This is a genomic window from Bradyrhizobium sp. CIR18, from assembly GCF_014198295.1.
GTDB lineage: Bacteria > Pseudomonadota > Alphaproteobacteria > Rhizobiales > Xanthobacteraceae > Bradyrhizobium.
Genome location: NZ_JACIHF010000009.1, coordinates 47,624 through 73,466, shown reverse-complemented (window position 1 = coordinate 73,466; position 25,843 = coordinate 47,624). Strand labels below are relative to the sequence as shown.

Here is a 25,843-nt window from a genome sequence, read left to right as displayed (position 1 = left end):
CATCCCCGAAAGGAATTCAATCTCCGACCAGTACGGGCTCTGACAACATTCCTTTCCCACGGCAGTGTCGGCGGTGGACGAGCAGAAAAAGATAGAGCACCAGATCGAACTCGCCACGCGAGCGGCCGCGCTCGTCAGGGACGAAACCACCGGCCAGCGTTTCCGGAGTTTTGCCGAAGAGCTGAGGCGAAAGCTCCGCCGCATGATGCGGCGCGGCCAGGTGCGCGCACGCGCCTACGAGCTCTGGGAGCAGGCGGGCCGGCCGAGCAATCGTGACCTGGAGTTCTGGCTCGAAGCGGAACGGCAGGTGGAGGATGAGCGCGAGGATCGGAAGGGGGCGGGTGGTTCATAGGCGATAGATGCTGGCCCCGACCGAGGAGCATAGCATTCGGATCTTTGCAAGGCTGTCACGCCCGGGCTCGTCCCGCCTGCGGCGCCGAAGCCCCTTCGGCGCGGCGAAGGTCCGGGCATCCACGTTCTCAGTGCTGCACGGCAACAAAGAAAAAAGCCGCCGGGCTCTTCACCCTGGCGGCCTCAAAAGTCCCTAGCTGTCGATCGCCTCCGCAGCCTCACGCGTACCGCCGTTACCTTGTTTGCGGCCATGCGGGGTGTTTGTAGGCGAGGGGGCGTGATTCTGCTGTGACTTGAAGCACACAGTGGAAAAGAGGATGGGGACGGCTGGGATAATGTCGCGAGAGCGGGCAGGTAGTACTTGCGAAACCCGTCTTGCCCTCGCATTGGATACACCCAGATGGGTTTCGCTTCGCTAGACTGCGCCGCTGTATAGAGAATGCCTTCGCGCTGATTCCACCAATTGCCGAATAATACCTGAGAAGCGGGTTCTTACTGACGGTCAGATCAATGTGCAGGCGTTTCTTCGCAAACGTCTAAGTGTCTGACGAAGCCTGAGTGGAGGCAGTGCGTAGGATGGCGTCGGGCAGAACCCTACCCCTGTGTCGCCCCCCGTCAACCCCTCCCCATAAAAATATTCCACTTTACCGAAATTCGGTTTCGGCGTATGTCTCGCCCATCCCGGCTCATCCAAGAGGGGCGACTATGTGTCGTCACTGTCGCGAGCCGGGCTTGCGGTGGACGCGGCAGCGTCGGCACGAGAGGCGCGGGCAGGGCGGGTAGTCCCTGTGAGCCCGTAACCGCGTGCGACGAGCGGCGCTGTTAGGTTCGTCTCGTCTGCAGGTCGACGGCAACGTGCACAACGTCGTCGAACCCTGCGGCGAACAAGCGGGCCGTGCGTACGGCAAAACCGTGTGGTCCTGGCCGTCGTTGCTACGGTCAAGCCTTTCGCGAAGATGCGCGCGAGCCCAACCGGGCAGACGGCATCGTCAATTCGCGGGGCGAGGGAGGCCAGAACGAATGGTCGGCTCCCGGGAGATCACGGCATAAGCCGTCCGACCATCGCGCAGGGAAGGCCGAGTGATCGGCGACACCTGTATGCTGCTGTGCGGTCTCCTTTGCGCATTATTCGCGCAGCAGACCGCGGGTGCCTGCTGGCACCCGGCCTTCCCTGCGCCCTCTTGGCTTCTAGAGGGTGGAGCGACGAAGCAAAGCTCGGGTGGATTGAGCCGCGAGAGCGCGAAGGCGTGTCTGTGAGCTGAGCTGCGTGCCACACGCTCGATCTCGTAGGGTGGGCAAAGCGCAGCGTGCCCACGCCTTGTTGCTCATGGAGGGACATCGTGGGCACGGCGCGATGCGCCTTTGCCCACCCTACGGCACTGCACGTTGGGATGTGCATTGGACCTTCGCGCCGTGTCCTTCAAACCCGATACCACGCCGCCAGATTCCACGTGATGGTGTCCCAGCCGGAGATGTCGATCATGAGGTTGTTGGCGCCGGCGTTGACGATGGGGCGTGAGAGCAGCGGCAGGAACACGTGGGCTTCGCAGAAGATCTCATCGACCTTCATCAGCAGCGCGGCGCGCTTGACCGGGTCGAGCTCGTTCTGCGCGGCCTTGTAGGCCTTGTCGGCTTCGGGATCGGAATAGCGCGAGTTGTTGCGGCCGAGCCATTTGTTGTCCTTGGTGGCGATCTCCCAGGACACGCATTGGTTCAAGAGGCGCTCCGGATCGGGCTGCGGCTGCGTGGTGTTGTACATCTCCATGTCGGCATAGAATTTCGAGTAGGTGTCGGGATTGCCGACGTCGGAGGAGAAGAACACCGACGCGGTGACCGACTTGAGCTCGATGTCGATGCCGGCCTTCTGGCAGGCCTGCTTGATGATGGCCTGCGTCTTCTGGCGCGGCGCGTTGATCGAGGTCTGGAAGACGTATTTGAGCTTCTTGCCGTCCTTCTCGCGGATGCCGTCCGCGCCCTTCTTCCAGCCGGCCTCGTCGAGGATCTTGTTCGCCTTGTCGATGTCGAACTCGTATTTCAGCTTGGGCGACTTGAACTGCTTGGGCGCGTTGACGAAGCTCGCGGTGGCGATGCCGCCGCGGCCGTAGATGAACTTCTGGATCGAGTCGCGATCGATCAGGAGGTTGATCGCCCGGCGCACCGCGGGATCGGACAGCGTCGGGTGCTTGGACTTGACGCTGGAGCGCTCGCCGTCGATCTCGGTCCACGGGTCCGTCGTGTTGAGGATGATGAACTCGACATTGCCGGACGGCGTGATGTCGAGCTTGCCTTTGCCGCCCGCCTCCATGCGCTTGAGCACCTCCTCCTCCACCTGCATGTTCCAGGCGAAGTCGTACTCGCCGGTCTGCAGCACGGTGCGCGCCGCGGACACCGCATCGCCGCCGCCCTTGATCTCGAGCGTGTCGAAATGCGGCTGGTTCTTGATGTGATAGTCGGGATTGCGTTCGGCGCGGATCAGATCGCCCGGCTTGAACTCGACGAATTTGTACGGGCCGGTGCCGACCGGCTTCAGATTGGCCGGTGCCTCGCGCGACTTGGCGCCGGCATAGTCGCCGAAATGATGCTTTGGCAGGATCGGGCCGACCGAGCCGACGAACGGATCGGCCCAGAACGGCGTCGGCGCCTTGAAGATCACCTTGACGGTGTGGTCGTCGATCTTCTCGACCTTGATGTCCTTGTAGGATCCCGTGGTATAGGCCGCAGTTGCGAGATCGGCGGCGTATTGCCAGGTGAAGATGACGTCGTCGGCGGTGAAGGGCTGGCCGTCATGCCATTTGACGCCCTTCTTCAACTTCCAGACCACGCTCATGCCGTCGGCCGCAAGGCTGCCGTTCTGCTTGGTCGGGACCTCGGCGGCGAGGCACGGGATCAGGTTGCCCTCCTTGTCCCAGCCGGCGAGCGGCTCGAAGAACACGCGCGAGGCCATCTGGTCCTTGGTGCCGATCGCGAAATGCGGATTGAGCAGGGTCGGCGCCTGCCAGAACAGCAGCTTGAGCGAGCCGCCGCCGCCGGCCTTGGTCGGCTTGTACGGCAAGGTGGCATCCGCCATCGCCACGTCGTGCCAGAGCAGGATCTGGCTCGCGATCGGCGCTGCGATTCCGACCGCGGCCACCTTCTGGATGAACGAGCGCCGCGACAGCGTGCCTTGCTTCACCTCCGCGACCAGACCCCGGATTTCGTTCTCGTTCATCAGATGACCCTCCACCTCGAAGACAAATCGTCGCCGGCGGCCATCATGTTGCATCATGCACGGGGCGGCAATGCCGGCGTGACTGCCGGGCCATGCGACGAAATGACGATGGGGAGCGCCCTTGCGGGCCACGGCCCGGACCGCCACCCGGGAGCGGCGAGGGTGGTCATGGCGAAACGCCGGGGCTGCTTGCGCAGGCGCGTTCGTTCCCCACATCGGATCGAACGGAGAAGCGTTGTCCGCACCGGGCGGCAAATATGGTTTTCCATTTCATTGATTTCATCCGACGGAGAAGCGAATACGGTTCCAATCATTCTCGCCGGGCCATGGAGACCAAGATGTCGTTTCGCCTTCCCCTGATCCTCGCAACCGCGCTCGCCGCCTGGTCGGCAGCAGCCACCGCCGAGACCATCAAGATCGGCGTGACACCGGGCCCGCATGCGCAGATCCTCGCGGCCGTGAAGCCGATCGCCGCCAAGCAGGGCCTCGACATCCAGCTGCTCGAATTCTCCGACTATGTCGTGCCGAACGCCGCGCTCGATGCCGGCGAGATCCAGGCCAATTCGTTCCAGAACCAGCCTTATCTTGACAACCAGAAAGCCGACCGCGGCTACAAGATCGAGGCCGTGGGCCTGACCGTGAATTTCCCGATCGGCGTCTATTCGAAGAAGCACAAGGCCATCGCCGACATCCCCGAGGGCGGCAAGGTCTCGATCCCGAACGATCCGACCAATGGCGGCCGCGTGCTGCTGCTGCTGCGCGACAAGGGCCTGATCAAGCTGAAGGACGGCACCGGCTTCAAGCCGACCGTGCTCGACATCACCGAGAACCCGAAGAAGCTGAAATTCATCGAGGTCGACGCGGCGCAGGCGCCGCGCGCGCTCGACGACGTCGACGCCGCCGCGATCAACACCAATTATGCAACCCAGGCGGGCCTCGATCCGGTCAAGGATCCGATCCTGCGCGAGGATCCGAAGGGCCCCTATGTCAACCTGATCGCCGTGCGCACGGCCGACAAGGACAAGCCCTGGGTCAAGATCCTCGTCGACAGCTATCACACGCCGGAGGTCAAGGAATTCGTCCTGACCAAGTTCAAGGGCGCGGTGCTGCCGAGCTGGTAGGCAATCTGCCCAGCCAAAGTTCAGTAAAGCCTTGCGCAGGGGCGATCCCGGCGGACCATTGTGGGTATGAGCCCTGCGCAATGCCTGCTTGTCGGAAGCCGCAGTAACCGACATCATCGGCAGCCTGGCCATCCTCGCCCGACAGGGGTCGCATGAAACGCTTTGCAAATCTGAAACGCCTGGGGTTCTTCACGCGGCTTCTGGACGAGGCCTCGCCCGCCGACCGCTATCGCTTCGCGGCCGAGCAGATCGTGCGCGCCGAAAAGGCGGGCCTCGATTCCGCGTGGATCGCCCAGCATCACTTCCACGAGCGTGAAGGCGGCCTGCCGTCGCCCTTTACGTTTCTCGGCTACGTCGCAGCCCAGACCTCGCGCATCCGCCTCGGTACCGGCATCGTCACGCTGCCGCTGGAGAATGCGGTGCGGGTGGCAGAGGACGCAGCCGTGCTCGATCTGATCTGCGACGGCCGCTTCGAGCTCGGCGTCGGCACCGGCGGCAATCCGTCGGCCTTTGCCGCCTTCGGCCTCGACAGCGCCCAGCGCAACGAGATTTTCGCGCGCAATCTGGCGGTGGTCCGCACCGCCCTGGTCGGCAAGCCGCTCGAGGGCGGCGACACGATCTATCCGCAACGGCCGCAGCTGGACAAGCGGATCTGGCAGGCCACGTTCTCGGTGGCCGGTGGCGCGCGTGCCGGCAAGGCGGGCGATGGCCTGTTGCTCTCGCGCACCCAGCCGCGAACCAAGGAGGCGCCGCAGGCGACGCTCGCCGAGATCCAGAATCCGGTGATCGATGCTTATCTGGAAGCGCTGCCCAAGGGGGCAGAACCCCGCATCATGGCCTCGCGCAGCGTGTTCGTCGCTGACGATCATCGCGAGGCGTTGCGGCTTGCCGACATCGGTCTGCGCCGCGCGCTGCCGCAGTTCATGAAGGGCGGTCACGCCAAGCCGGGCGAGACGCTGGAGGAGATGATCACGGCGTTCGACACCCATGTCGGCGGCGCCGACGAGGTCATCGCCTCGCTGCGCACCGATGCCACGCTGGAGCGGGTGACGGATCTCGTGTTCCAGGTGCATTCGGTCGATGCCCCGCATCCCCATGTCCTGCGCTCGATCGATCTGGTCGCGGAGAAGGTCGCGCCGGCGCTCGGCTGGACCCGGACGGCGCCCGACGTGGCGCTGGCGGGCTGATCGGACATGAAGAGCATCGCGTTGCACGAGGGCGAATGATGAGTACGCAGGATATCATCGACACACTCGCCGGGATCGAGCCGGGCTCGGCTCTGGACGCCATCCGCGCACGGCGCCTGCAGGCGCGCGAGAACGCGCAGAAGAGCTATCTCTCGCTGTTCGAGCCGATCGACGCCGGCGATGTCTCGCTGGCCGAACGCGCGGCGGTCGCCGCCTTCGTGACCGGGCTCCATGGCGAGTCCCCCGTTGCCACCTTCTATCGCGACAAGCTTGCCGCAAACGCGAACGGTGCGCCCCTGCTGGAGGCGATCGACGCCGAGATCGCGCGGGGCAGGACCTCGGGTCCCTATGGCTCGTATCCCGCCGGCCCACTGTCGATCGAGAACACCGCCGGCCTGATCTATCGCGTCAGTGCCGCGAGCAAGCCGGCGCTTGGTGCGAAGCTCGCAGCAGCGCTCGAGCATGCACACCTCCTGGTGTTCCGGCCCCGCGATGCGGCGGCTAGCGACATGAAGGCGCTGCTTGACGCGGGCTGGTCGACCACCGGGATCGTCACCTTCTCCCAGCTCGTCGCGTTCCTGTCGTTCCAGGTGCGGGTCGTCAGCGGCTTGCGCACGCTCGCCGCCGTGAACGCATAAGAGGAGGCCGCAATCATGAGCGCCACCGTCAATCCGCCCGTTGTCTTCACCCAGGATGAGCTCGGTTGGGTGTCCTGGATCGAACCACTGCCCGAGGCCGAGCTGACCGAACGACACTTTAATGGCCTCGTCGATCGCTCCCGCGCCAAGTCGGAATATTTCCGCCTGCTGGTGCGCGATCCCGAAGTGCTGGAAGCCCGTACCAAGACCGACAAGGACATCTTCTACAACGTCGCCGACGGCCTGCCGCGCGCCGAGCGCGAGCTCGCGGCTGCGGCGACCTCACGCTATAACGGCTGCATCTATTGCGCCTCCGTGCATGCGCGTTTCGCCAGCACCTATTCCAAGCGCCGCGACGACGTGCAGCGCCTGCTCGACGAGGGCGTCAAGGCCGATCTCGGCGAGCGCTGGAATGCCGTGGTCAAGGCGTCGGTCGCATTGGCCGCAACCCCGATCGCGTTCGGGCCCGACAATATCGCGGAGCTGCGCCGTGCCGGTCTCGACGATGCCGAGATCGTCGACGTCATCAACGGCGCCTCGTTCTTCAACTGGGCAAACCGGCTGATGCTCTCGCTCGGCGAGCCCTCGAAGTAGGCAATCTCACCGGCACAAGAATTGCTGCTTGTTTCAACATTGAGTGGATGGAGCCGTGCATGAGCAACATCGATCGTCGTAGCCTGGTCAAGGGCTCGCTCGCCGCCATGATGGCGGGAGCGGCCGTCTCGCGCGGCGCCTTCGCGCAATCCTCCGAGCCGATCCTGCTCGGCGTCAGCGGTCCGCTGACGGGACCGAACGCGCAATATGGCACGCAGTGGAAGCAGGGCTTTGATCTCGCGCTCGACGAGATCATGGCGGCCGGCGGCATCAACGGGCGCAAGCTCGCCTACCAGTTCGAGGACAGCCAGAGCGATCCGCGCCAGTCGGTCGCGATCGCCCAGAAGTTCGTCTCCGATCCCCGAATCGTCATGGAGCTCGGCGACTTCTCCAGCCCGGCCTCGATGGCGGCCTCGCCGATCTATCAGCGCGGCGGCCTCGTGCAATTCGGCTTCACCAACTCGCACCCCGATTTCACCAAGGGCGGCGACTTCATGTGGAGCACGTCGGTCAGCCAGGCCGACGAGCAGCCGCTGCTGGCGGCCTATGCGGTGAAGCGTCTCGGCCTCAAGAAGCTCGCGGTGCTGCACCTCAACACCGATTGGGGCCGCACCAGCCGCGACTATTTCGTCAAGGCGGCGAAGGAATACGGCGCCGAAATCGCGGTCACCGAGGGCTACATCGCGGAGGAGCGCGACTTCCGTTCCACGCTGGTGCGCGTGCGCGACGCCAGTCCGGACGGGCTGATCCTGATCTCCTATTATTCCGACGGTGCGCTGATCGCCCGGCAGGCGCGGCAGGTCGGCCTGAAACAGGTGATCTGCGCCGCCAGCTCGGTCTACTCGCCGAAATTCCTGGAGCTCGGCGGCGAGGCGGTCGAGGATGTCCATCTCGGCACGCGCTATTTCCCCGAGGATCCCAGGCCGGAGGTGAAGAAATTCATCTCGGGCTTCAAGGCGAAATACGGCGGGCAGGAGCCCGACGCCTTCAACGCTTATTCCTATGATGCGATGAACATGGCGGCCGCCGTGGTCAAGATCGGCGGCACCGACCGCCGTGCGGTCCGCGATGCCTTCGCAAAAGTGAAGGACGTCTCCAGCGTCATCTTCGGCTCCGCGACGTTCGACGTCGAGAGCCGCCGCGTCAAGGGCGCCATGAATGCCGAACTGGTCGTGCGCAAGGGCCAGTTCGCGCTGTGGGACGGCAAGCCGACCTGATCTGTAGGCTGGAGCAACCGCTTCGGCCGACTTCATTCTACGCGGGGATCACCGTTTGTCTTCCTGGCTCGACTATACGATCAACGGGCTGATCGTCGGCAATGTCTACGCCCTCGTTGCGGTCGGGCTCGCGCTGATCTTCGGCGTCAGCCGGCTGATCAACTTCGCGCAAGGCTCGATCTATCTGGTCGGTGCCTATATCGGCTGGGTCGCCGTGGTGCAGCTGCATACGCCGCTGCCGCTCACCATCATCGTGGTCGCGGTGGCTGCCGCGCTTGTCGGATTGATCATCGAGCGGTTCGGCCTGCGTCCGCTGCAAAATTCGGTGCGCATCGCACCGCTGCTCGCTACGATCGGCATCAGCTTCGTGCTCGATCAGCTTGTCATGCTGACCTTCTCGCCCAATCCGCGCGCGCTGCCGAGCCAGTTGCCTGATGTCCGCTTCCAGGTCGGCGGCGGCACCATCGGTCCGCTCGATCTGCTCATTGCGGGCGTCGGCCTCACCAGTGCGCTGTTGCTGTTCGTGTTCCTGCGTTACTCCAAGCTCGGCTGGGCCGTGCGCGCGGCGTCGCAAGACCGCGACGCGGCGATGCAGATGGGCGTCGACGTCAACCGCGTCAATCAGGCGGTGTTCGGCATTGCCGCCGCGCTCGGCGGCGTCTCCGGCATGCTGGTCGGCATGTACTACAACCAGATCGACACCGCGATGAGCCTGCAGGCGACGCTCAAGGGCGTCGTCGCTGAAGTCGTCGGCGGCGCCGGCAATGTGCCCGGCGCGGTGATCGGCAGCCTGCTGCTTGGTCTCGTCGAGAGCTACGGCGTTGCGGTATTCGGCACCAGCTACCGCAATCTGTTCGCGTTCCTGCTGCTCGTCGTCGTGCTCGTGCTGCGGCCGAACGGCCTGTTCGCGAGCGCGCGGCAGGCGCCGCCCGAGCCGCTCACCGGCACCTTCATCGCGCCGAGCCGCCCGGTGCGCATTCCGCGCTGGGCGCTGCTCGCTGCGGCCGCGATCTTCGCGGTTCTGCCGTTTTTCCCGGTGTCGTTCTACGTGCTCCAGACCCTGATCAACGCCTGGCTGCTTGGCATGCTCGCGCTCAGTCTAACGCTGGTTGCGGGCACGATCGGCCAGGTCTCGCTCGGTCACGCCGCGCTGCTCGCGATCGGCGCCTACACCTCGGCGCTACTGTCAATGACCCTCTCCGTACCGGTGGGCCTTTCGATCATCGGCGGTGGCCTGATGTGCGCCGCGCTCGGCACCGCGCTGATCTCGCCGTCGTTTCGCCTGCGCGGGCATTACGTGTCGATCGCGACACTCGCCATCGGCGAGATCGTGTCCCTGGTGATCCTGAACTGGGAGAGCGTCACGCGCGGCCCGATCGGCATCTCCGGCATCCCGCCGCTGTCGCTGTTCGGCTACGATCTGATCAGCCCGACCTCGATCTACTGGTTCAGCTTCGCGGTGATGGTCGTGCTGGCGCTGCTGCAGGGGCGGCTACTGACATCGCACCTCGGCCGCAGCTTTCGCGCCATCCGCGACGACGACATCGCCGCGCGCGCCTATGGCCTCAGCCTGAACCGCTACAAGTCGCTGGCCTTCATCTTCGGCGGGTTCGCCGCCGGCGTCAGCGGCGGCATCGCCGCGCATCTGTATTCCTACATCAACCATGAGACCTTCAACACGCAGCAATCGATCCTGGCGCTGACCGTGGTCATCCTCGGCGGTCTCGGCAATGTCGTCGGCGCGATTCTGGGATCGGTGGCGCTGGTCGGCCTGCCCGAGGTCTTTCGGATCGCGGCGGAGTATCGCATCCTGATCTACGGCATCGTGCTGTTGCTGCTGGTGCGGTTCAGGCCGCAGGGCCTGCTGGGGACGATGTGATGGCGGAGCAGCACACGACCATGCTGTCCTTGCGTGGGCTGACGCGGCGCTTCGGTGGCCTCACCGCGGTCGACGCCATCGACCTCGATCTCGCCAGGGGAGAGCTCATCAGCATCATCGGCCCGAACGGCGCCGGCAAGACGACGCTGTTCAACCTCGTGACCGGGCTCGACCGGCCCGACGCCGGCAACGTGCACTTCGAAGGACAGGACATCACCGGCCTGTCGCCGGAGCGGCTGGCAGGTGAGGGCATCGCGCGCACGTTCCAGCTCGGCCGCGTCTTCGGCAATCTCAGCGTGATGGACAACGTCCTGATCGGCGCCCACACGCGGCTGCGTGCGGTGAAGCCGGCGGTGCCGGTGATCGGCCCGCTGCTGGAATTGGGGTTGGCGCTGCTGCGTCCCACCAGCGTCAGGGCTGAGGAAGAGCGGCTGCGCGAGGAGGTGAAAGCCATTCTCGCCCGCTTCGGCGAACGGCTGCTGCCGCGGATCGACCAGCCGGCCTACAGTCTGTCTTACGCCAACCGCCGCCGTGTCGAGATCGCACGCGCGCTGGCGCTGAAGCCGCGCCTGTTGCTGCTCGACGAGCCCACGGCCGGCATGAACCCGACCGAGACCGCGGAGATGCAGGCGCTGGTCGCCGAGCTCAAGGCGGAGGGGCTGACCATCCTCCTGATCGAGCACAAGCTGGAGATGGTGATGCGCCTGTCCGACCGCGTCATCGTCATGGACGAGGGCAAGAAGATCGCGGAAGGGCCGGGCGAAGCGGTGCGGAGCGATCCCAAGGTGATCGAAGCCTATCTCGGCCACGGGCTATCAGGGACGTCGGAGCAGGAGAGCGCAGCATGACGACGAGCGCCCCCGAACCTCTGCTGGCATTGTCGAACGTCAATACGTTCTACGGGCAGGCCCAAGTGCATTTCGATTTGTCGATCACGGTCGCGCGCGGCCACATCGTCTGCCTGCTCGGCGGCAACGCCAGCGGCAAGTCGACGACGATGAAGATCATCTTGGGCCTTGTGAAGCCGCGCTCGGGCGATGTCACGTTCGACGGCGCATCGTTGATCGGGCTGACCACGCCGCAGATCGTCCGTCGCGGCATCGCTTCGGTGCCGGAGGCGCGGCGGCTGTTCGCGGACATGAGCGTGCGCGAGAACATCCTGATGGGCGCCTTCGTGCGCAACGACCGCGACGCGGTGGCGCAGGATCTCGACAGGATGCTCACCCTATTCCCGAAGCTCGGTCAGCGGCTGTCGCAGCGCGCGGGCTCGCTCTCCGGCGGCGAGCAGCAGATGGTCGCGATGGCGCGCGCGCTGATGAGCCGTCCCAGGATGATCGTGATGGATGAACCGACCATGGGCCTGTCGCCGCTCTATGTCGACCGCGTGCTGGAGCTGATCCGCACCATCAATCAGGAAGGCGTCTCGGTGTTCATGGTCGAGCAGAACGCCAGCCTCGCGCTGGAGATCGCACACGAAGCCTATGTGCTCCAGACCGGCAAGATCGTGCTGTCAGGCCCGGCGCGGGCGCTGAAGGACGATCCTCGAATCCGCGATGCCTATCTCGGCGGCTCCGAGGCGGCGTAGCGCTTCAAGCCGAAGCCGCGCTCGCGAGCTGCTCCGCCGGCAGATCATCGCCATTGGGATCGCCCGGCGCAGTGGCCCAGGCCAGCTCGACCAGCGTCACGATCCGGCGTCCGCCGCCGTCGAGCTGGACCACGATCAGGCCCTGCTCCTCCATGTAGCCGAGCAGGCGCTGCGCCCGGCGCAGCGAATGCGAGCCATAGGCGCGCGCGATCGCGGCGTCGCCGGGACACGGCCAGCCTTCCTTCGCGGCGCGCGCGATCATCATGAACACGCCCTGCATGTCGTCGGGCAGGATCGAGGCGCGCAGCGACACGTCCTGCCAGGCGTCGTCATCAGTGAGATCGGTGCCGAGGCCGGCGCGCGCATGGGTCAGCATGCGGCGGAATTCGTTCAGGTCGGGCACGGCCGCCCCTAAGCCCTCGATGCGGCAGCGGACCACGAACTCCTGATAGAGCACGCCGATGGCGCGGAAGCCCGCGTCGGGCTCCGCCAGCACGGCGCGCAGCGTACGAGCCACGCGCTCGCGCCGCTCCGCGAGCTCCTCGGCGCTGACGGGCACCTCGACCATTTCGGGCCGGATCTCCGGCGTGGCGGCGGCCTTCGCGGCGCGGAGCTGTTCGAGCAGATCCGGCGCGGGCCGGCGCTGTGGCCGGCTGGCATCGGGCGGCGGCGCGGCCAGGATCACGGCGCGCATATCTTCAAGCGAGGATTCCGGCAGCGGCATCAGCCGCGGCGTGGAATTGCGTGGGCTCGTGTCGGTCGGGCCGATATGCAAACGCAGCGGGCGGCGCGACAGCGCAGGTCCCAGCGCCATGAACTGCCCACGCTCGAGATCGCGGAAGGATTCGGCTTGCCGCCGCTCCATGCCGAGCAGATCGGCGGCGCGCGCCATGTCGATGTCGAGGAAGGTGCGGCCCATCAGAAAATTGGAGGCTTCCGCCGCGACGTTCTTGGCGAGCTTCGCCAGCCGCTGGGTCGCGATGATGCCGGCCAGCCCGCGCTTGCGGCCGCGGCACATCAGATTGGTCATGGCGCCGAGCGAGAGTTTTCGCGCCTCGTCCGAGACTTCGCCGGCCACCGCCGGCGCGAACAGCTGCGCCTCGTCGACGACCACGAGCATCGGATACCAATGGTCGCGGTCGACGTCGAACATCCCGCCGAGAAACGCGGCCGCACGGCGCATCTGGTTCTCGGCGTCGAGGCCTTCGAGATTGAGCACGGTGGAGACGCGATGCAGCCGCGCGCGCTCGCCGGCGACCTGAAGGCCGCGCTCGGTGTGATCCTCGGCCTCGATCACGAGATGGCCGAAGCGCTCGGCCAGCGTGACGAAATCGCCTTCGGGGTCGATGATGGCCTGCTGCACCCAGGGCGCGCTCTGTTCCAGCAGCCGCCGCAGCAGATGCGACTTGCCGGAGCCCGAATTGCCCTGCACCAGGAGACGGGTCGCCAAGAGTTCCTCGAGGTCCATGGCGGCCGCGGCGCCCGCCGTGGTCTGCCCCATCTCGATTGCAACCGTCATGCCCGACTCAAGTCCCCGTCATTCGCGGACAGGGGATTATCAATCCCGCCGCGGCGCGTCGAGCGGCACGGCGCTGGTTAGGCCGCGTTGCCCACGGCGGCGTTCAGGCGTGATTCGATAGCCGTAAAAGTGCGGGCCGATAGGGGGCTTGCGGATCGTCGTCCTCGTTCGCCGGGATGACGCAAGAGCCGAATTCCTGCCTGATCCGCTCGATCTCGGCGATGCGCTCGTGCAACCGTTGCAAATGTTCCGGCGATGTCGCTCGCCAGAACCGGAACGTGTCGGCCGTCAGCGGCACGAAGGCCGTGCCGAACAGGGTCGGCTCGGGAACGACGGTGCGTCCGAGCAGCAGGAAGCGGTCGGCGCCGGAAACGATCAGGGTCGCATAGCCCCGGTTTCCGATCCGCCTGATGCCATTCAGCGACCATTCGGCGAGCTTGCTGAAATACGGCTCCTCGCGCCAGCGATCCGGGCAATGGTCGTCGACCGTGACGTTCACGGCATCCTGGCTGAAATGGACGATGATCCCCGACTTCGCCGGGAACCAGTCATCGTCGAGATGCCCTTGCAGCCAGGCGCAGACGAAGGAGCGGCACATCTGGGGGCGGCGGTCGTAGATGGTGCAGCCGGTGCCCGTCTGCCAGTGCTTGCAGAGCTGGTTCACAGGCTTGTCGACGGCGGCCACCTCGAGAATGTCGCAGCAGGCGTTGCACGATCCGCATTGCCGGGCGAGCGGCGCCGTCTTCGGCTGGCCGGCTGCCTTGAAGCCCTGGCCGTCGCGAACGAGCAGCTTCTGCTTCTCCAGCGTGTTCAAGGCGCGCTCGACCTTGAGACGGGACAATCCGGTCGCGTCGATGACACTCTTCATGGTTGTCGCGCCGGCCTCCACCGCGCGAGCGACCTGCAACGTCGACTGATCCATCTTCGATGACTTGTTCTTTCGCCCGTCAATCCGGCTATCGCGGGCAGGCTTGGAACCTGCCCGCAGCTGGCATCTGGAGTCTCTGCCGAAGCATCTCGGCGGCCTCCGTTACGTAAGGCCAGACCTCGCACGGATGCAACGTTTTCGCAAATCGGCGACCACGGGGGTGGGCGGATTCGGGTCGATTCCGGGCTTTGACGACCGGATTCGATGATGAAGATCAAACCAGCCTGGCCAGGGGCCTGCTAGCCTAGGCGCATGAGCTTCCTGACCTTCTTCACGGCGACCTATTTCCTGCTGGCCGTGCCCGGGCCGACCAACACCTTGCTCGCGACGTCGGGCGCAGGGATCGGGATCGCGCGCTCGCTTCATCTGCTTGTGGCGGAGCTCGCCGGCTATCTGCTGGCGATCGCGCTGTTGCGGCTGGCGCTCGGGCCCATCGTCATGGATATCCCGCTCGCGGCCGTCCTGCTCCGCGTCGCAGTGACCATCTACATCCTGTGCCTTGCCGCCATGCTCTGGCGGGTCAACACGCGCGAGCTGCGCGACGGTGCACCGGTGACGTTCGGCCAGGTGCTGCTCACAACCCTGTTGAACCCGAAAGCGCTCGTCTTCGCCTTCCTGCTGTTGCCGCTTGGAGCTGCGCCGCTTGAACTGTTGCCCTGGTTGGGCGCGATCGCGCTTCAGATTGTAACGGCTGGCGCCGCGTGGATCACTCTGGGCGCAACACTCGGCCGCGGCGCGCGCCGGCTCGGGCATCCCGACCTGGTCACGCGCACCGGCGCGATCACGCTTGTCACGGTGACCGGCCTGATCTGGCTTCAATCATTCCTGAGCGTGTGAGCGCCGACGTCGGTGGATGCGGCGCGCTTACTGCGCGCCGGATCCGCCCTGCACGATCTTCTCGTTCAGCTTCAGATCGACGGTCTCGACCGTGCGGTCGATCTCGGCGTTGGGCACGCCGAGCTGATGCGAGATCAGCTTCACCAGGAGGTCGACGCGCTCGATGAAGGGCGCGCCGCTCGCGACCGCGCGCGCCGCCGATGACGGCTTGAGCAGGCTCTCGGCGGCCTTGGCGTATTTCGCGAACGGCACCTGGTCCTGCGGATCGGCGCCGAGCTTGCGGGCGATGGCGTCGACATGGTCGTAGATCGTCTGCGAGCGACTGAGGTCGCCGTGCACGGCGTCGCGGATCGACTGCGGATCGTGCGGCGTGATGCAGCGGTAATTGCCGGTGAGCAGCATCGACCATTTCGCCAGCGGCACGAACAGGGAATCGAACACTTTCAGCTTCACCGGCACGTCGTGGCCGTCGAGCGTCACCGCATCGATGTCGGCCTCCAGCTCGCGCAGCACCTTGTTGTGCTTCTCGTCGGCGAACACCGACGCCTTGAAGTTGGTGGGCAGGCCGACATGCAGCACGTTGGCGGCTTCTTCCGGCGGACGGAACGCCTGCGGGTCGGGCGAGCACAGCGTCACCAGCCCCGGCTCGAACCGCTCCCACACCTGGGCATTGGTGTAGGCCTCTTCCAGATCCATGTCGGCGAGCGCCGGGATCCGCTTCAGATAGGGCAGCGGCGGCATGTTCATGATCGACAGGCACGGCAGCTTCGCCGCGGCGATCTTGACCATGAGAACGCGAACTGTGTGGTTGGTGTATTGCGGCTCCTGCATCGCAAGGCCGACCATGTCGTAGCGGGAGAGGTCGACATTGGCGGGGGTCACGGCGTCGAGCTTGCCGGGCAGGTTGCGCGAGAAGATCGCCCGGTGCACCGCCTCGTCACGCAGCTTGATGCGCACCTCGGTACCTTCGCGGTTGATCAGCTCCGCGGTCTTGGCGCGGCAGACCAGGGTCACATTGTGCCCGGCCATCAGCAGCTTCGTGCCCAGCAGCGAGCCGTAAGAAGCCCCGAGAATCAATATGTTGCGCGCCATATTCCGTCCCTTTGACAATGTGTGTGATTCTTGAGCCCCGGCCGTCATCCGCGGGCGAGTTGCCGGCATGTAAAGCGAAGTGCGCGGGGATGGCAACTGGGATAATGCATACAAGGCGCGCCAGGATCCCGGCGGCCGGATGGAGCGAAGTCCGGCAATACTTCGGCCTGCCGGCAAGGACCAGGCTTATGCCGCGCTCATCCGCTACGAGCCCCAATTTGTTGCCCGACGGGTCCTTGCTGTGCCGCCACCTGCGGCTGTCAATCGGCTCACTCAACGCCATACGGCTTTACCGAATCCGGTAGGCCGGAGGATGTCTCGCTCGTCCCGGCTCAGCGTGAGGTGCGGTCGTGCGTCGTCACATGTCGCGTGCCGATGATCGCCACGTCGGTTGGTCCCGCTGTTTTCTTCCTGTCACATTTGCCTTTCGGCATTGATGAAGCGGCAATCCGCCGCATCTCTCACCATATCGTGCTTTCACAATGCCGGCCTACGCAGGCATGTATTTTACGTCGGCGAAGTGAGTCATTTCAGTTCGCCGATCGCAACAAGAAAAGTCAGGGCCCGCATCGCAAGTCTGATCGCAAGACTGGCGGGGTGCGCGGCAAGCAACTGTGTTCAGCGATGGAGCTGGGACGTGACGATTGAGTTGGGCCGGCCTCGACCTTGGGCTCAAGCGGGCTGGTTTGGAATGGCGGCGAAAGACGTCGACGCGGCGGGCTGCCTCGCCAGACGCAAGCGCGATGGACGCGATCAGGGGCGGCGGCGATCGCATCGAGCAGGTGCGCGGGGCGCTGCGCAGAATGCAAAGCCGGCTAGTCTGGACGCAAGTCCGGGCAACCGTTGACCGCGCCGCTCGGGGGCTGACATGGAAGGTGATCATTGGCCTCACGGCTCGTGCGACGGCGCCGGGCAAAGCCTGGCGCGCTTGCGGGATCGCGCGTCCCAATTTTTCCAAAGCCTGTCCGTCGCGGAGCTTGGGCATGAGACGCACCGGCATCTGTGGATTTCGGACTGGTTGAAGGTCGCGGACGACTACCGGACCTTGGCCGAATCCGCGCACCAAAACCGTTCCGCCTGGGTTTCGCGGGAAGCGTGGCTGTGTTCGCTGACGGCCCTCGAAGTCGTCAGACGCTTGTCTTGTCCGGAAGATGTCGAAAGTGCCGGCCTCGCAGACGAGGTCGGCATCAGCCTGCGAGGTTTCGAGGCGGAGGCCGGACTGGCGATCGAGCGCGTCAAGATTGATTGCTTCGACCAAGGGGCGCTGGCCGGCTTCTTTCTGCCGGCGCTCCGTCGTGGGACTTCCGCGCCGACGGTCATCTGCCTCAGCGACGAGGACATCACCCTGGGCTCGATGATGAGCAGGCTGTTGCCGGCCTCACTCTGCGGGACCATGTCGCTCTTGTTCGTCGATGCCGGCAATTCAACCGTGCATCGCTCCTTCAAGCCGGAGCACAGGCTTCAGTGCTGGTTGGACTATCTGGAGGCTCGCCCCGATGTCGATGCGCGGCGGATCGCAGTCTATGGCGAAGGGGAGGGCGCCTCTCATGCGTCCCGCCTTGCCCTCTCGGATCGCAGGATAGCGGCCGCCGTGTGCGACGGTGGCCTTTTGACTCCGGTGATGCGTCGAGCATCGCTTCGCTGGATGACCGGCTTCGGGCAAGCGGTCCCCGACGGGGCCGCGACGGGTTCGCTACCGCCGTCGCGTCGACTCCCGTGCCCGCTGCTCATGGTCGTCGGGAGCCGCTCCATGATATGGGAGCAGGATGCCCTCGATCTGCAAGCCGGCTATCGGCAGACCGGAGCCGATTGCTCGGTCGTGGTGCCCAACAATGTCCGGCACCCGCTCGGCGAGGTCGAGAATTTCATCGCTGTCGACGACTTCGTCTTCGAATGGCTCGGCAGCAAGCTCGGAACGGCCCGTCAGCTTGACCCCGTGACCTATCTCTAGCCCTTGGGAGAATCGCATTTGAGCGCGGTGTTTGCCGCCATGCTTCGGGCGGTCGCCTCGAAGCCGAGGCGCGCGTCACGACACGTCGATAGCCAGCAATCGTGCCGCCAGCCGCGCGTTCCTGGCGATCGTTGCCAGCGCGGCATTCAGTTCAGCCAGGGTCTTCTCGTCGAGCTCGTTGAAGATGGTCGAATTCAAGGCGAGCTTTCTCTTGGATAGTTTTTCGATTTCCGTCGTGGCCTTCTCCGTCAGCGACATCAGAACGAAGCGGGCATCGTCCGGTGCCGGCCGCCGCGACAGGAAGCCGCCCTTTTCGAGGCTCTTGGTCTGGTTGGTCACGAAGGCCGGGTGGACCCGCAACTTGTTCGCGATATCGATGCCGGCGACGCCGCGCCCGTCGTCCAGTTCGGTGATCGCCATCAGGATCAGCCACTGCGGCTCGGTGATGCCCAGCAGTCCGGCCCAGCAGGTATGGATGTCCTCCAGCTGGGAGTGAATTTCGACGACGTTCCAGATGAAGTCCGTAATCGCCCTGTCGAGTTTCTTCTCGATCATGTGGCTGCCCCCCGTTTCCCTCAGTTCACTCTTTTAATGGGATATTGGGGAATCGTCTCGCATATCGCGCGTGGACAATTGTGGCGGACACCGCACGGCGGAAACGGTTCGCGGTTTAGTACTTGCAAAAAGCAATTAATTAAATTACGTCTCCTCCCACTCAATCTTTGCTGCTCTTGACCCTGTCGATGGACAGCGATGTGAGACCTCCAAGAAAGCCCTCGGGATGCCCCCTGAGGGCTTTTTCGTTTTGGATTAAAGAGTTAGTTGCCGTTCCGATCGCCTCTGTTGCCATCGGGCAACATCTCCGACGGAAGTTACGATTCACTAAATCAATAAATTGAGGCCGTTGTTTTTATAAACTATACGTGAAGCTACGACGGAGGGGGGGCACCTCACTGTCGTTTCAGTCCGGACCTTCAGTGCGGACCTGAATTGAACGGAAATTAAGTGGGTCAAGCGGCGTCCTCCGAGGAGCCGAGCCCCCTGAACCGACCTGGAGGTTTACTAATGAAGTTGACGAAAACGCTCTTTCTCGGCTCGGCTGCCGGCCTGATGGCCGTCTCCGGGGCGTTCGCAGCCGATCTCCCCGTGAAGGCCAAGGCCGTCGAATACGTGAAGATCTGCTCGCTGTACGGCGCCGGCTTCTACTACATCCCGGGCACCGACACCTGCATCAAGCTGGGTGGTTACCTGCGCGCTGAAGTCGCGTTCAACACCAACAGCAACTACGGCATCTCGAACGGCTCCCCGGCTGGTGCGCACAACCGCCTCAGCAACTACTACCAGATGCGCGCTCGTCAGGATCTCAACATCGACACGCGCACCGCGACCGAATACGGCGTCGTCCGTACCTTCTTCGACGGCGTGTTCACCTGGACCACCGGTGGCTATCAGGGCTCCGGCTCCGCGACGGGCGGCACGGTCTATACCGGCAACCTCGGCCTCAACACCTCCGGCGCCACCCCGGCGCTCGTTGGTTCGTCGATCAACGGCACCGACGGCAACACCTCGGGCGGTTCGCTCGGCGTGTACTACGCCTTCATCCAGTTCGCCGGCTTCACCATGGGTAAGGCCGTGTCGCAGTTCGATGCGCCCTGGACCAACTATCCCGGCAACAACATCGACAGCCTCGTCGGCGGTTCTGGCACGGTCACTGGTGTCAACCAGTTCACCTACACCGCTGACTTCGGTCAGGGCGTCACGGCTTCGTTCTCGGCGGAAGACGCGACGGCCTACTATCAGGCCGGCAACGTGAACCTGACCGGCGCGACCGTCGGCAGCATGGTCGGCGGTACGTACGGCACCAACGCCATCGGCGGCTCGCGTTCGCCGAACCTCGTCGGTATGGTCCGTGTCGACCAGGCCTGGGGCATGTTCCAGGCGTCGGTCGCTGCGCATGACAACCACGTTGCCTATTACGGCGCGAACGAGGCCACCGGTCACCCCGACGACAAGTGGGGCTGGGCGGTTCAGCTCGCTCTGTCGATCAAGAACATCCCGACCGGTGCGGGTGACGTGATCAACATTTCGGGCGTCTACACCGACGGCGCGACCCGCTACAACTTCCAGAACCTGGCGGGCAGCAGCTACTCGATGTTCGGCAGCTCGGGCGTCGCCTATCAGAGCGTCGGCTTCGCCTATGCTCCGGACACCGTGTTCGTCACGGGCGGCCAGCAGGAAACCGTCAAGACCTGGGGCTTCCGCGGCGCTTACACCCACAACTGGGATCCCTACTGGAACACCGCGCTGTACGGCGCCTACGCTCAGGCGCAGTACGGCTCGGTCGCCAAGACCGCTCTCTGCGGCGCTGGCGGTGCAGGCGGCGTGTTCGGCGGTCTCGCCGGTGTCACGGGTTGTAACCCTGACTTCGCCGTCGGCCAGGTCGGTATCATCACCCGCTGGACCCCGGTCAAGAACCTGACGTTCTCTGGCGACCTGAACTGGACCCGTCTCGACCAGAAGTACTCGGGCACGGTCGGTTACGCCGGTGCCGGCACGACGGCCAAGCCGGCCGCCCTGTACGAGCTGAAGGATCAGGACAGCGTCACCCTGCTGCTCCGCGCCCAGCGCAACTGGTAAGATCTTTCGAACCACGTGATGAACACCCGGCGGGAAACCGCCGGGTGTTTTTTTGTGCGCCCGCGTGATGCCTGACGCCCCGTGTTGCCCGGATCGAGCCAACGGGTCGCGTGAATGCGCTGCCCGATGGTGTAGGGACCGCTCGGCCCGCATCGCGCGCCGTCCCGGATTACGCTGGCGCTCCATCCGGGCTACGGCAACCGAGCCTGTTTCGATGCGCTGAGAATCGCGGTGCAAATATTTCGATTTACCGAAATTCGGTTTCGGCGACAGAGGTGATTGCAGGACGCTCGATCATTGCGAGGAGCTCTTGCGACGAAGCAATCCAGAATCCTTCCGTGGAAAGAGTTTGGATTGCTTCGCTGCGCTCGCAATGACGGCGTGGAGGGAGCGGGCGTCATAGCACTGCTCGCGCGCCCCGGACGCAGCGCAGCGTCTCCCTGGCGATGCGAAGCATCTGCGCAGCAATGTTGTCAGCGTTGCGGCTTGTCCGGGGACACGAGGGAACTGCATGCGTCGTTCAGAGACCGGCGCTGCGAAGTTGTCCGCGGGCTGTGCCGCAACCACTCGCGCGGAAATTGCGTGCGTCTCAGCCCTGGCTTGCCATCCGCGCGCGGTCGAGATGCTCCTCGATCTTGGGGCGGTCGCGGGTGCGCTCGAAACTGGTGCACAGCAGTTCGGTCTCATCGAGCGAGACTGGAGCGCGATACAGCCGGCACATGAATTCGGCGCTCGCGCGTCCTTTGGAGGCAGCCGGGCCGCGTTCAGCGAGAAACATGCAGTCGCGGCAGACGCTGGCATCGAGCCGCTGATGGGCCGCGTCGAGGTGATTGAGAACTTCGCGGAGCGAGTCGCGCAGCCTGACGCATTCGTCGTTTCCAAGCGAGGTGACCGCATTGACCACGTGATTGATCGGGTCGTGCTGGTTCAGGCATTTCTCGCCCTGGGCGGTGACGTGCAGGACGACAGAACGCTTGTCCTCTTGCGACGGCTTGCGCACCAGAAAGGATTTGCTCTCCAGCGTTTTCACGATCTGCGATGCAGTTGCTCTGGTGGCGCCGATGAAGCCGGCCAGCGCGGACGGCGTGCGCGAAAACCTGTTGGCGCGGCCGAGAAAGCGCAGCGCCATCCATTCGCGATCGCGCAATCCATGCTGATTGCCTTCGAAATACCAAGCCCTCGCCGCCTGAACCAGCAGCTCGACGGCTTCCCGTGCCAATGGCATGAATCTACCTCGTCCCCGGAACTTCGTCTGCGGCGCCCCGAAGCCGCTTTGCACCCTGGCCCGCGAAACCTTCGAAAGACATCGAACGGCTGCAGCTGTCCGGCGAATGCGTCGTGTCGCGCTCTCGTTCGTAGGAACGAATTATAGCGCGGCCGACCTGGACCGATGCGCGTCGCGTGCTTCGGAGTGACGAACTGCGTCGTTGGCATGCCAACAGCGTCGTCGCACGGGAGCCCGAGTTGCCGTCGCCAGCAGACGATGGATCGGAATAGTTCAACCGAAGCCCCTGAGTTCAAGTCACACGCAGACGTTTCTTATATTCCGTCGAAACGATGAATGAGCTTCTCAACAAAATCAAGTAGAGACGCTCGCGGAGCCCAGATGTCGTTGCAGGCGAATGTAACGTTCAAGACAATCTCGCTCATCGGGACACATGATAGTGAACGCAATACGCTGTCCGGCAAGCAGCATGCACTCAACTCTGCGACGCCATGATTGCACGGCGTCCTGCTGTCCGTGATCGACGCAAATTGATCGGAGCTTGTGCATGACGACGATGAGTTCGGCAGGTCATCCACAACTTGTGGGTGGAGCCGGAGAATCGTCAAGGGAACTCGGAGGAATTACACGCGCCGGTTGTCGATCGTTTGCTCGCAGAATCGCCGGTGCGGTCGCTTCCGGCGCGGTCGTCCGCTGCTCTCACCCGAGTGGTGGCCGCGCTCAGGGCGGAAAACCGGCGACGGCCGTGCGGCGCATGCGCGGGCGGCGTGGCGGCATGCGCAATCTCCTGTCGAAAACAACGGGCAGGAGCAGGATAGCGGCGCATGTTGCGGGCGGTCGCGGCCTCTCGCGCTGCTATTCGCCCTTGAGCATGTCTCGCAGCTCGCGGAACGGATCGGCACTCGGCGGAGCCGAAGCGTCCTGCCGCATCGCGCCGTAGATTCTCGGAACCATGTCGACCGCCTGGTCGAGGCCCGAATCACGTCCCGACTGATAGCCGCCCATCAGGCGAAGGTCGCGCGTGTCCTCGTATTTGGCGATCAAGGCGCGCAGCTTGCTGACCAATTCGCGCTCTTCGGGATCCCAGACGTTGTGGGCGAGGCGGGAGACCGAAGCCAGCACGTCGACGGCCGGATAGCGCGCCTGGTCGGCGATGTGCCTGGAGAGCACGATGTGCCCATCGAGCGTGCTGCGGATGGTATCGGCGATCGGCTCGTTGTGGTCGTCGCCGTCGACCAGCACCGAGAAGATTCCGGTGATGGTGCCGGCACCTTCCTCGCCGGGCCCGGCGCGCTCCAGCAGGCGTGGCAGATCGGTGAAGACCGTCGGCGCGTAGCCGCGCGCCACCGCAGGCTCGCCGGCGGCGAGCGCGACCTCGCGGGCGGCGTGGGCGAAACGCGTGATCGAATCGACCATGAGCAGCACCGATTCGCCCCGGTCGCGGAAATATTCCGCGACCGCCATGGCCGTCTTCGGCGCCAGCCGCCGCATCATCGGGCTTTCGTCTCCAGTCGACACGATGGTGACGGCGCGCTGGCGATCATTGCCCAGCACATCCTCGATGAACTCACGCACCTCGCGGCCGCGCTCGCCGACCAGGGCCAGCACGACGGTGTCGAAACCCTGGCTGCGGGCGAGCATGGCAAGCAGCGTCGATTTGCCGACGCCGGAGCCGGCAAAGATGCCGACGCGCTGGCCGGCGCAGATCGGCGCGAACAAATCGATGACGCGTACGCCGGTGCGCAGCGGCTTGTGCACGCGTGCGCGCTTCATGGCCGAGGGCGCCTCAGCCTCCGCCGAGACCGCCTGTGGGCCCGGCGTGAGGGGCCCCAATCCATCCAGCGGCGCGCCGAGGGCGTTGATGACGCGACCCTTCCAGCTCGGATCGGGTGCAAAGGACAAGGGCGGCATCCGGTAGGCGACCGAGCCGAGGCCGCCGGCGAACTGCCGGTCGAACGGCTTGGCGATGATGCCCTCGCTGTCGATTCGCACCACCTCGCCGATCTGCGGCTTGCCGCCCGAATTGACGCCGATGAGCTCGCCGAGCCTGACGAAGCGCGACAGGCCGGAGACACGGAAATGCGTCGGCGCGATCTCGGAGATCGCGCCGCTGACGCTTGCCAGGGGAGTGCTCTGCTGAAGCTCCAGCAGCGCCCACTCGAGTTGCCGAAGAGCGTTCAAGGAAACCGTCCAACCTCAATCTCAATGCGCGCGAGGCGCGGTCTACTTGCCGGGTTCGCCCAGCGTCCGGATTGCGTTCTGCAGCGAGCTTTCGGTGCCCTCGATCATCGAATTGGTGCCGTCGAAGGCACGCGAGGCCGCGATCAGCTTGGTCAATTCCATCATCGGATTGGCGCCGGAGCCCTCGACATAGCCTTGCTTGAAGCCGTCGCGGGAGAAATCGGCGATGGCGCTCGCAGGCCGGTCCGGCGTCACGCCGGAATTGCCGTAGCGCTCGAGATTGGCGTCAGCCGGAATGTTGAACAGGCCGATGGTGCCGATCTCGTTGTTGTCCTGGGTGATCGCTCCGCTGCGCGAGATCGAGATCGGTCCGCCGTTCGGGTCCAGCGTGATCTGCGCGCCGCCGGAATCGACGACGGGAAAGCCGCTTACGGTCTGAAGATCGCCGTTGGCGGCGATCTGGAGCCGGCCGTCGCGGGTATAGACCGTGCCGTTGGGACCTGCGAAGGCGATCCAGCCCTGGCCGACCACGGCGACGTCGAGCGGATTGCCGCTCTCGGTGATGTTGCCTTGCTCGCGCGAGATGATGTTGTCGCCGGGCGAGGAGAAGGCGACCGGGTTTGCGCCGGCCTTGGACAGCACGGTCTCGAACTTCACCACGTCGGTGCGGAATGCTGCCGTGTTGACGTTGGCGACGTTGTTGGCGATCGTCTGGAGGCGCTTTTCGAGGGCGACCTGGGCCGACAATCCCACATAGAGGGCCGATTGCATGGTCTACTTTCCGAACCGGAGGGACTGAAGTTTCGAGAGCATGTCGATATCCATGCTGGCCGAGCTGGCACCGCCGATCAGGACTAGCGCGGGATTGGTCGAATTGTCGCTCTGGGCCTGGGTCGCATCCCACATCGCCGCAAAGCGCTGCACGAATTTGGTGACCTTGGCCGGGTCCTGGAAATCGGTGAGCTTGACCCGGTTCGTGATCATCTTGGCCTGGGCGTCGATGTCGGCCGCGCTGATCGTCGAGGGCAGGCCCAGCGCGGTCTGAACCACCTGCGTCAACGCCTTGTCCGCGAGCACCTGGTAGGCGGTCGTGATCGTGGAGGCCTTGCGGGTGAAATAGAGCGCCAGCCGCAGGCCCTCGTTCTGGTCGCCGGCCTTCTGCTCCATCGTCTGCGTGACGTAATGCGTCGCCGTCCCGGTCGTGGCCTGGGTGGTCTTCGTCGCGTTGCTGCCGAGGGCGGCGAAATTGAAGGCGGTGGCGAATTCCCGGTAGCGGGTGTCGGTCAGCTTGTTGGCGAAGGTGTTCTTGTTCCCGACACCCTCGGTCAGCACCTTGCGCATGAACGCCTTGGCGTAGGTCATATCGCTGAGGCCAAAGGCCTTCATCGCGTAGGAATAGAGGCGATAGTCCTTCAGGAAGTCGTCGATCGTCTTCACGTTGCCGATATGGCTCAGGAAATAGTCGGTCTCGCGGCTGACGTCCGGCTGTGTCGCGACCTGCGTCAGCGACTTGCCCATGTCCTTGGTCAGTCTGGTGTAGTCCGCGATGGTGGATAGCATGACACGCGCCCCTCTGGCCGCTGTTGCGACGCCGCCCCAAGCTGCCGCCGATTGCTTGCGCGGGGCTGGCGAGGCGGGAAGCCAGCTTCGCGCAAGGCTCGCCGACTAGATATTCCCGGTGGGATTGGCGATG

General features: G+C 64.7%; 22 protein-coding genes. 13 read left to right on the top strand and 9 right to left on the bottom strand.

Features of this window, described 5'->3' with window-relative positions; all coding sequences use genetic code 11:
* Window positions 1-73 precede the first annotated feature (73 nt).
* The gene (locus tag GGD65_RS40995; RefSeq protein ID WP_183236980.1) at window positions 74-352 is read left to right on the top strand and encodes a DUF2934 domain-containing protein; all 279 of its coding nucleotides are present in this window, start codon (window positions 74-76) and stop codon (window positions 350-352) included.
* Window positions 353-1,771: 1,419 nt separating this feature from the next.
* Here GGD65_RS40995 and GGD65_RS25565 read toward each other — a convergent pair.
* Window positions 1,772-3,559 (bottom strand): peptide ABC transporter substrate-binding protein, encoded by a 1,788-nt coding sequence (locus GGD65_RS25565; RefSeq protein WP_026202016.1) that lies wholly within the window; start codon window positions 3,557-3,559, stop codon window positions 1,772-1,774.
* Window positions 3,560-3,885: 326 nt separating this feature from the next.
* Here GGD65_RS25565 and GGD65_RS25560 point away from each other — a divergent pair, with 326 nt between their 5' ends.
* The 8 genes from GGD65_RS25560 to GGD65_RS25525 all read left to right on the top strand — a co-directional run bounded on the left by GGD65_RS25560 (window position 3,886) and on the right by GGD65_RS25525 (window position 11,780).
* On the top strand, window positions 3,886-4,680 hold the full coding sequence (locus GGD65_RS25560; protein ID WP_183236979.1) for a MetQ/NlpA family ABC transporter substrate-binding protein: 795 nt from the start codon (window positions 3,886-3,888) through the stop codon (window positions 4,678-4,680).
* A gap of 152 nt (window positions 4,681-4,832) precedes the next feature.
* Window positions 4,833-5,867, top strand: coding sequence for a putative FMN-dependent luciferase-like monooxygenase (locus tag GGD65_RS25555; RefSeq protein WP_183236978.1), 1,035 nt, complete (start codon window positions 4,833-4,835; stop codon window positions 5,865-5,867).
* A 35-nt stretch (window positions 5,868-5,902) separates the two neighbouring features.
* Window positions 5,903-6,505: a CMD domain protein gene (locus GGD65_RS25550; RefSeq protein WP_018318415.1), complete on the top strand. Its 603-nt coding sequence runs from the start codon at window positions 5,903-5,905 to the stop codon at window positions 6,503-6,505.
* Window positions 6,506-6,520: 15 nt separating this feature from the next.
* Window positions 6,521-7,099, top strand: coding sequence for an alkylhydroperoxidase domain protein (locus tag GGD65_RS25545; RefSeq protein ID WP_179739297.1), 579 nt, complete (start codon window positions 6,521-6,523; stop codon window positions 7,097-7,099).
* Window positions 7,100-7,158: 59 nt separating this feature from the next.
* On the top strand, window positions 7,159-8,316 hold the full coding sequence (locus GGD65_RS25540; RefSeq protein WP_183236977.1) for an ABC transporter substrate-binding protein: 1,158 nt from the start codon (window positions 7,159-7,161) through the stop codon (window positions 8,314-8,316).
* A gap of 55 nt (window positions 8,317-8,371) precedes the next feature.
* Window positions 8,372-10,195, top strand: coding sequence for an ABC transporter permease (locus GGD65_RS25535; RefSeq protein WP_092253800.1), 1,824 nt, complete (start codon window positions 8,372-8,374; stop codon window positions 10,193-10,195).
* Window positions 10,195-11,043: an ABC transporter ATP-binding protein gene (locus GGD65_RS25530; protein WP_183236976.1), complete on the top strand. Its 849-nt coding sequence runs from the start codon at window positions 10,195-10,197 to the stop codon at window positions 11,041-11,043. Before GGD65_RS25535 ends, GGD65_RS25530 begins: the two co-directional genes overlap by 1 nt.
* The gene (locus tag GGD65_RS25525; protein WP_038950176.1) at window positions 11,040-11,780 is read left to right on the top strand and encodes an ABC transporter ATP-binding protein; all 741 of its coding nucleotides are present in this window, start codon (window positions 11,040-11,042) and stop codon (window positions 11,778-11,780) included. Before GGD65_RS25530 ends, GGD65_RS25525 begins: the two co-directional genes overlap by 4 nt.
* A 4-nt stretch (window positions 11,781-11,784) precedes the next feature.
* On the opposite strand, the gene GGD65_RS25520 is transcribed toward GGD65_RS25525, so the two are convergent.
* Window positions 11,785-13,299: an ATP-binding protein gene (locus GGD65_RS25520; protein ID WP_183236975.1), complete on the bottom strand. Its 1,515-nt coding sequence runs from the start codon at window positions 13,297-13,299 to the stop codon at window positions 11,785-11,787.
* A gap of 103 nt (window positions 13,300-13,402) precedes the next feature.
* Window positions 13,403-14,221, bottom strand: a complete 819-nt coding sequence (locus GGD65_RS25515; protein ID WP_183236974.1) for a YkgJ family cysteine cluster protein — start codon at window positions 14,219-14,221, stop codon at window positions 13,403-13,405.
* A gap of 258 nt (window positions 14,222-14,479) precedes the next feature.
* Here GGD65_RS25515 and GGD65_RS25510 point away from each other — a divergent pair, with 258 nt between their 5' ends.
* Entirely contained in the window at window positions 14,480-15,064 is a 585-nt protein-coding gene (locus GGD65_RS25510) for a LysE family translocator (RefSeq protein ID WP_183236973.1), read from the top strand.
* Window positions 15,065-15,091: 27 nt separating this feature from the next.
* Here the strand turns inward: GGD65_RS25510 and GGD65_RS25505 are convergent, their stop codons facing one another.
* Complete coding sequence (locus GGD65_RS25505) at window positions 15,092-16,156, bottom strand: ketopantoate reductase family protein (RefSeq protein WP_183236972.1); 1,065 nt, start codon at window positions 16,154-16,156, stop codon at window positions 15,092-15,094.
* 375 nt (window positions 16,157-16,531) lie between these two features.
* Here GGD65_RS25505 and GGD65_RS25500 point away from each other — a divergent pair, with 375 nt between their 5' ends.
* Together GGD65_RS25500 and GGD65_RS25495 are read left to right on the top strand one after the other, a co-directional pair.
* Window positions 16,532-16,804, top strand: coding sequence for a hypothetical protein (locus GGD65_RS25500; RefSeq protein ID WP_157644278.1), 273 nt, complete (start codon window positions 16,532-16,534; stop codon window positions 16,802-16,804).
* A gap of 220 nt (window positions 16,805-17,024) precedes the next feature.
* A complete protein-coding gene (locus GGD65_RS25495) occupies window positions 17,025-18,107 on the top strand; it encodes an alpha/beta hydrolase (protein ID WP_183236971.1) in 1,083 nt (360 codons plus the stop codon).
* 75 nt (window positions 18,108-18,182) lie between these two features.
* On the opposite strand, the gene GGD65_RS25490 is transcribed toward GGD65_RS25495, so the two are convergent.
* A complete protein-coding gene (locus tag GGD65_RS25490) occupies window positions 18,183-18,662 on the bottom strand; it encodes a MarR family winged helix-turn-helix transcriptional regulator (protein WP_018318426.1) in 480 nt (159 codons plus the stop codon).
* A gap of 510 nt (window positions 18,663-19,172) precedes the next feature.
* Here GGD65_RS25490 and GGD65_RS25485 point away from each other — a divergent pair.
* Window positions 19,173-20,744 carry a porin gene (locus tag GGD65_RS25485; RefSeq protein WP_018318427.1) on the top strand — a complete coding sequence of 524 codons (1,572 nt, stop codon included), beginning with the start codon at window positions 19,173-19,175 and terminating at the stop codon, window positions 20,742-20,744.
* Between the two features lie 589 nt (window positions 20,745-21,333).
* Here the strand turns inward: GGD65_RS25485 and GGD65_RS25480 are convergent.
* From GGD65_RS25480 to GGD65_RS25465, 4 genes are all read right to left on the bottom strand, one after another.
* A complete protein-coding gene (locus GGD65_RS25480) occupies window positions 21,334-21,969 on the bottom strand; it encodes a MarR family winged helix-turn-helix transcriptional regulator (protein ID WP_183236970.1) in 636 nt (211 codons plus the stop codon).
* 855 nt (window positions 21,970-22,824) lie between these two features.
* Complete coding sequence (fliI, locus tag GGD65_RS25475) at window positions 22,825-24,150, bottom strand: flagellar protein export ATPase FliI (protein ID WP_179739275.1); 1,326 nt, start codon at window positions 24,148-24,150, stop codon at window positions 22,825-22,827.
* A gap of 42 nt (window positions 24,151-24,192) precedes the next feature.
* On the bottom strand, window positions 24,193-24,921 hold the full coding sequence (gene flgF, locus GGD65_RS25470; protein WP_018318430.1) for a flagellar basal-body rod protein FlgF: 729 nt from the start codon (window positions 24,919-24,921) through the stop codon (window positions 24,193-24,195).
* 3 nt (window positions 24,922-24,924) lie between these two features.
* A complete protein-coding gene (locus tag GGD65_RS25465) occupies window positions 24,925-25,710 on the bottom strand; it encodes a DUF1217 domain-containing protein (protein WP_018318431.1) in 786 nt (261 codons plus the stop codon).
* Window positions 25,711-25,843 lie beyond the last annotated feature (133 nt).

What these genes read in the sequence shown, in the direction of transcription:
- GGD65_RS25525 (WP_038950176.1), top strand. Translation starts at nt 11,040, where the DNA reads ATGACGACGAGCGCCCCCGAACCTCTGCTGGCATTGTCGAACGTCAAT.
- GGD65_RS25540 (WP_183236977.1), top strand. Translation starts at nt 7,159, where the DNA reads ATGAGCAACATCGATCGTCGTAGCCTGGTCAAGGGCTCGCTCGCCGCC.
- GGD65_RS25555 (WP_183236978.1), top strand. Translation starts at nt 4,833, where the DNA reads ATGAAACGCTTTGCAAATCTGAAACGCCTGGGGTTCTTCACGCGGCTT.
- GGD65_RS25505 (WP_183236972.1), bottom strand. Translation starts at nt 16,156, where the DNA reads ATGGCGCGCAACATATTGATTCTCGGGGCTTCTTACGGCTCGCTGCTG.
- GGD65_RS25510 (WP_183236973.1), top strand. Translation starts at nt 14,480, where the DNA reads ATGAGCTTCCTGACCTTCTTCACGGCGACCTATTTCCTGCTGGCCGTG.
- GGD65_RS25520 (WP_183236975.1), bottom strand. Translation starts at nt 13,299, where the DNA reads ATGACGGTTGCAATCGAGATGGGGCAGACCACGGCGGGCGCCGCGGCC.
- GGD65_RS25545 (WP_179739297.1), top strand. Translation starts at nt 6,521, where the DNA reads ATGAGCGCCACCGTCAATCCGCCCGTTGTCTTCACCCAGGATGAGCTC.
- GGD65_RS25515 (WP_183236974.1), bottom strand. Translation starts at nt 14,221, where the DNA reads ATGGATCAGTCGACGTTGCAGGTCGCTCGCGCGGTGGAGGCCGGCGCG.
- GGD65_RS25500 (WP_157644278.1), top strand. Translation starts at nt 16,532, where the DNA reads ATGATCGCCACGTCGGTTGGTCCCGCTGTTTTCTTCCTGTCACATTTG.
- GGD65_RS25530 (WP_183236976.1), top strand. Translation starts at nt 10,195, where the DNA reads ATGGCGGAGCAGCACACGACCATGCTGTCCTTGCGTGGGCTGACGCGG.
- flgF (WP_018318430.1), bottom strand. Translation starts at nt 24,921, where the DNA reads ATGCAATCGGCCCTCTATGTGGGATTGTCGGCCCAGGTCGCCCTCGAA.
- GGD65_RS25565 (WP_026202016.1), bottom strand. Translation starts at nt 3,559, where the DNA reads ATGAACGAGAACGAAATCCGGGGTCTGGTCGCGGAGGTGAAGCAAGGC.
- GGD65_RS25490 (WP_018318426.1), bottom strand. Translation starts at nt 18,662, where the DNA reads ATGATCGAGAAGAAACTCGACAGGGCGATTACGGACTTCATCTGGAAC.
- GGD65_RS25495 (WP_183236971.1), top strand. Translation starts at nt 17,025, where the DNA reads ATGGAAGGTGATCATTGGCCTCACGGCTCGTGCGACGGCGCCGGGCAA.
- GGD65_RS25485 (WP_018318427.1), top strand. Translation starts at nt 19,173, where the DNA reads ATGAAGTTGACGAAAACGCTCTTTCTCGGCTCGGCTGCCGGCCTGATG.
- GGD65_RS25560 (WP_183236979.1), top strand. Translation starts at nt 3,886, where the DNA reads ATGGAGACCAAGATGTCGTTTCGCCTTCCCCTGATCCTCGCAACCGCG.
- GGD65_RS25550 (WP_018318415.1), top strand. Translation starts at nt 5,903, where the DNA reads ATGATGAGTACGCAGGATATCATCGACACACTCGCCGGGATCGAGCCG.
- GGD65_RS25465 (WP_018318431.1), bottom strand. Translation starts at nt 25,710, where the DNA reads ATGCTATCCACCATCGCGGACTACACCAGACTGACCAAGGACATGGGC.
- GGD65_RS25480 (WP_183236970.1), bottom strand. Translation starts at nt 21,969, where the DNA reads ATGCCATTGGCACGGGAAGCCGTCGAGCTGCTGGTTCAGGCGGCGAGG.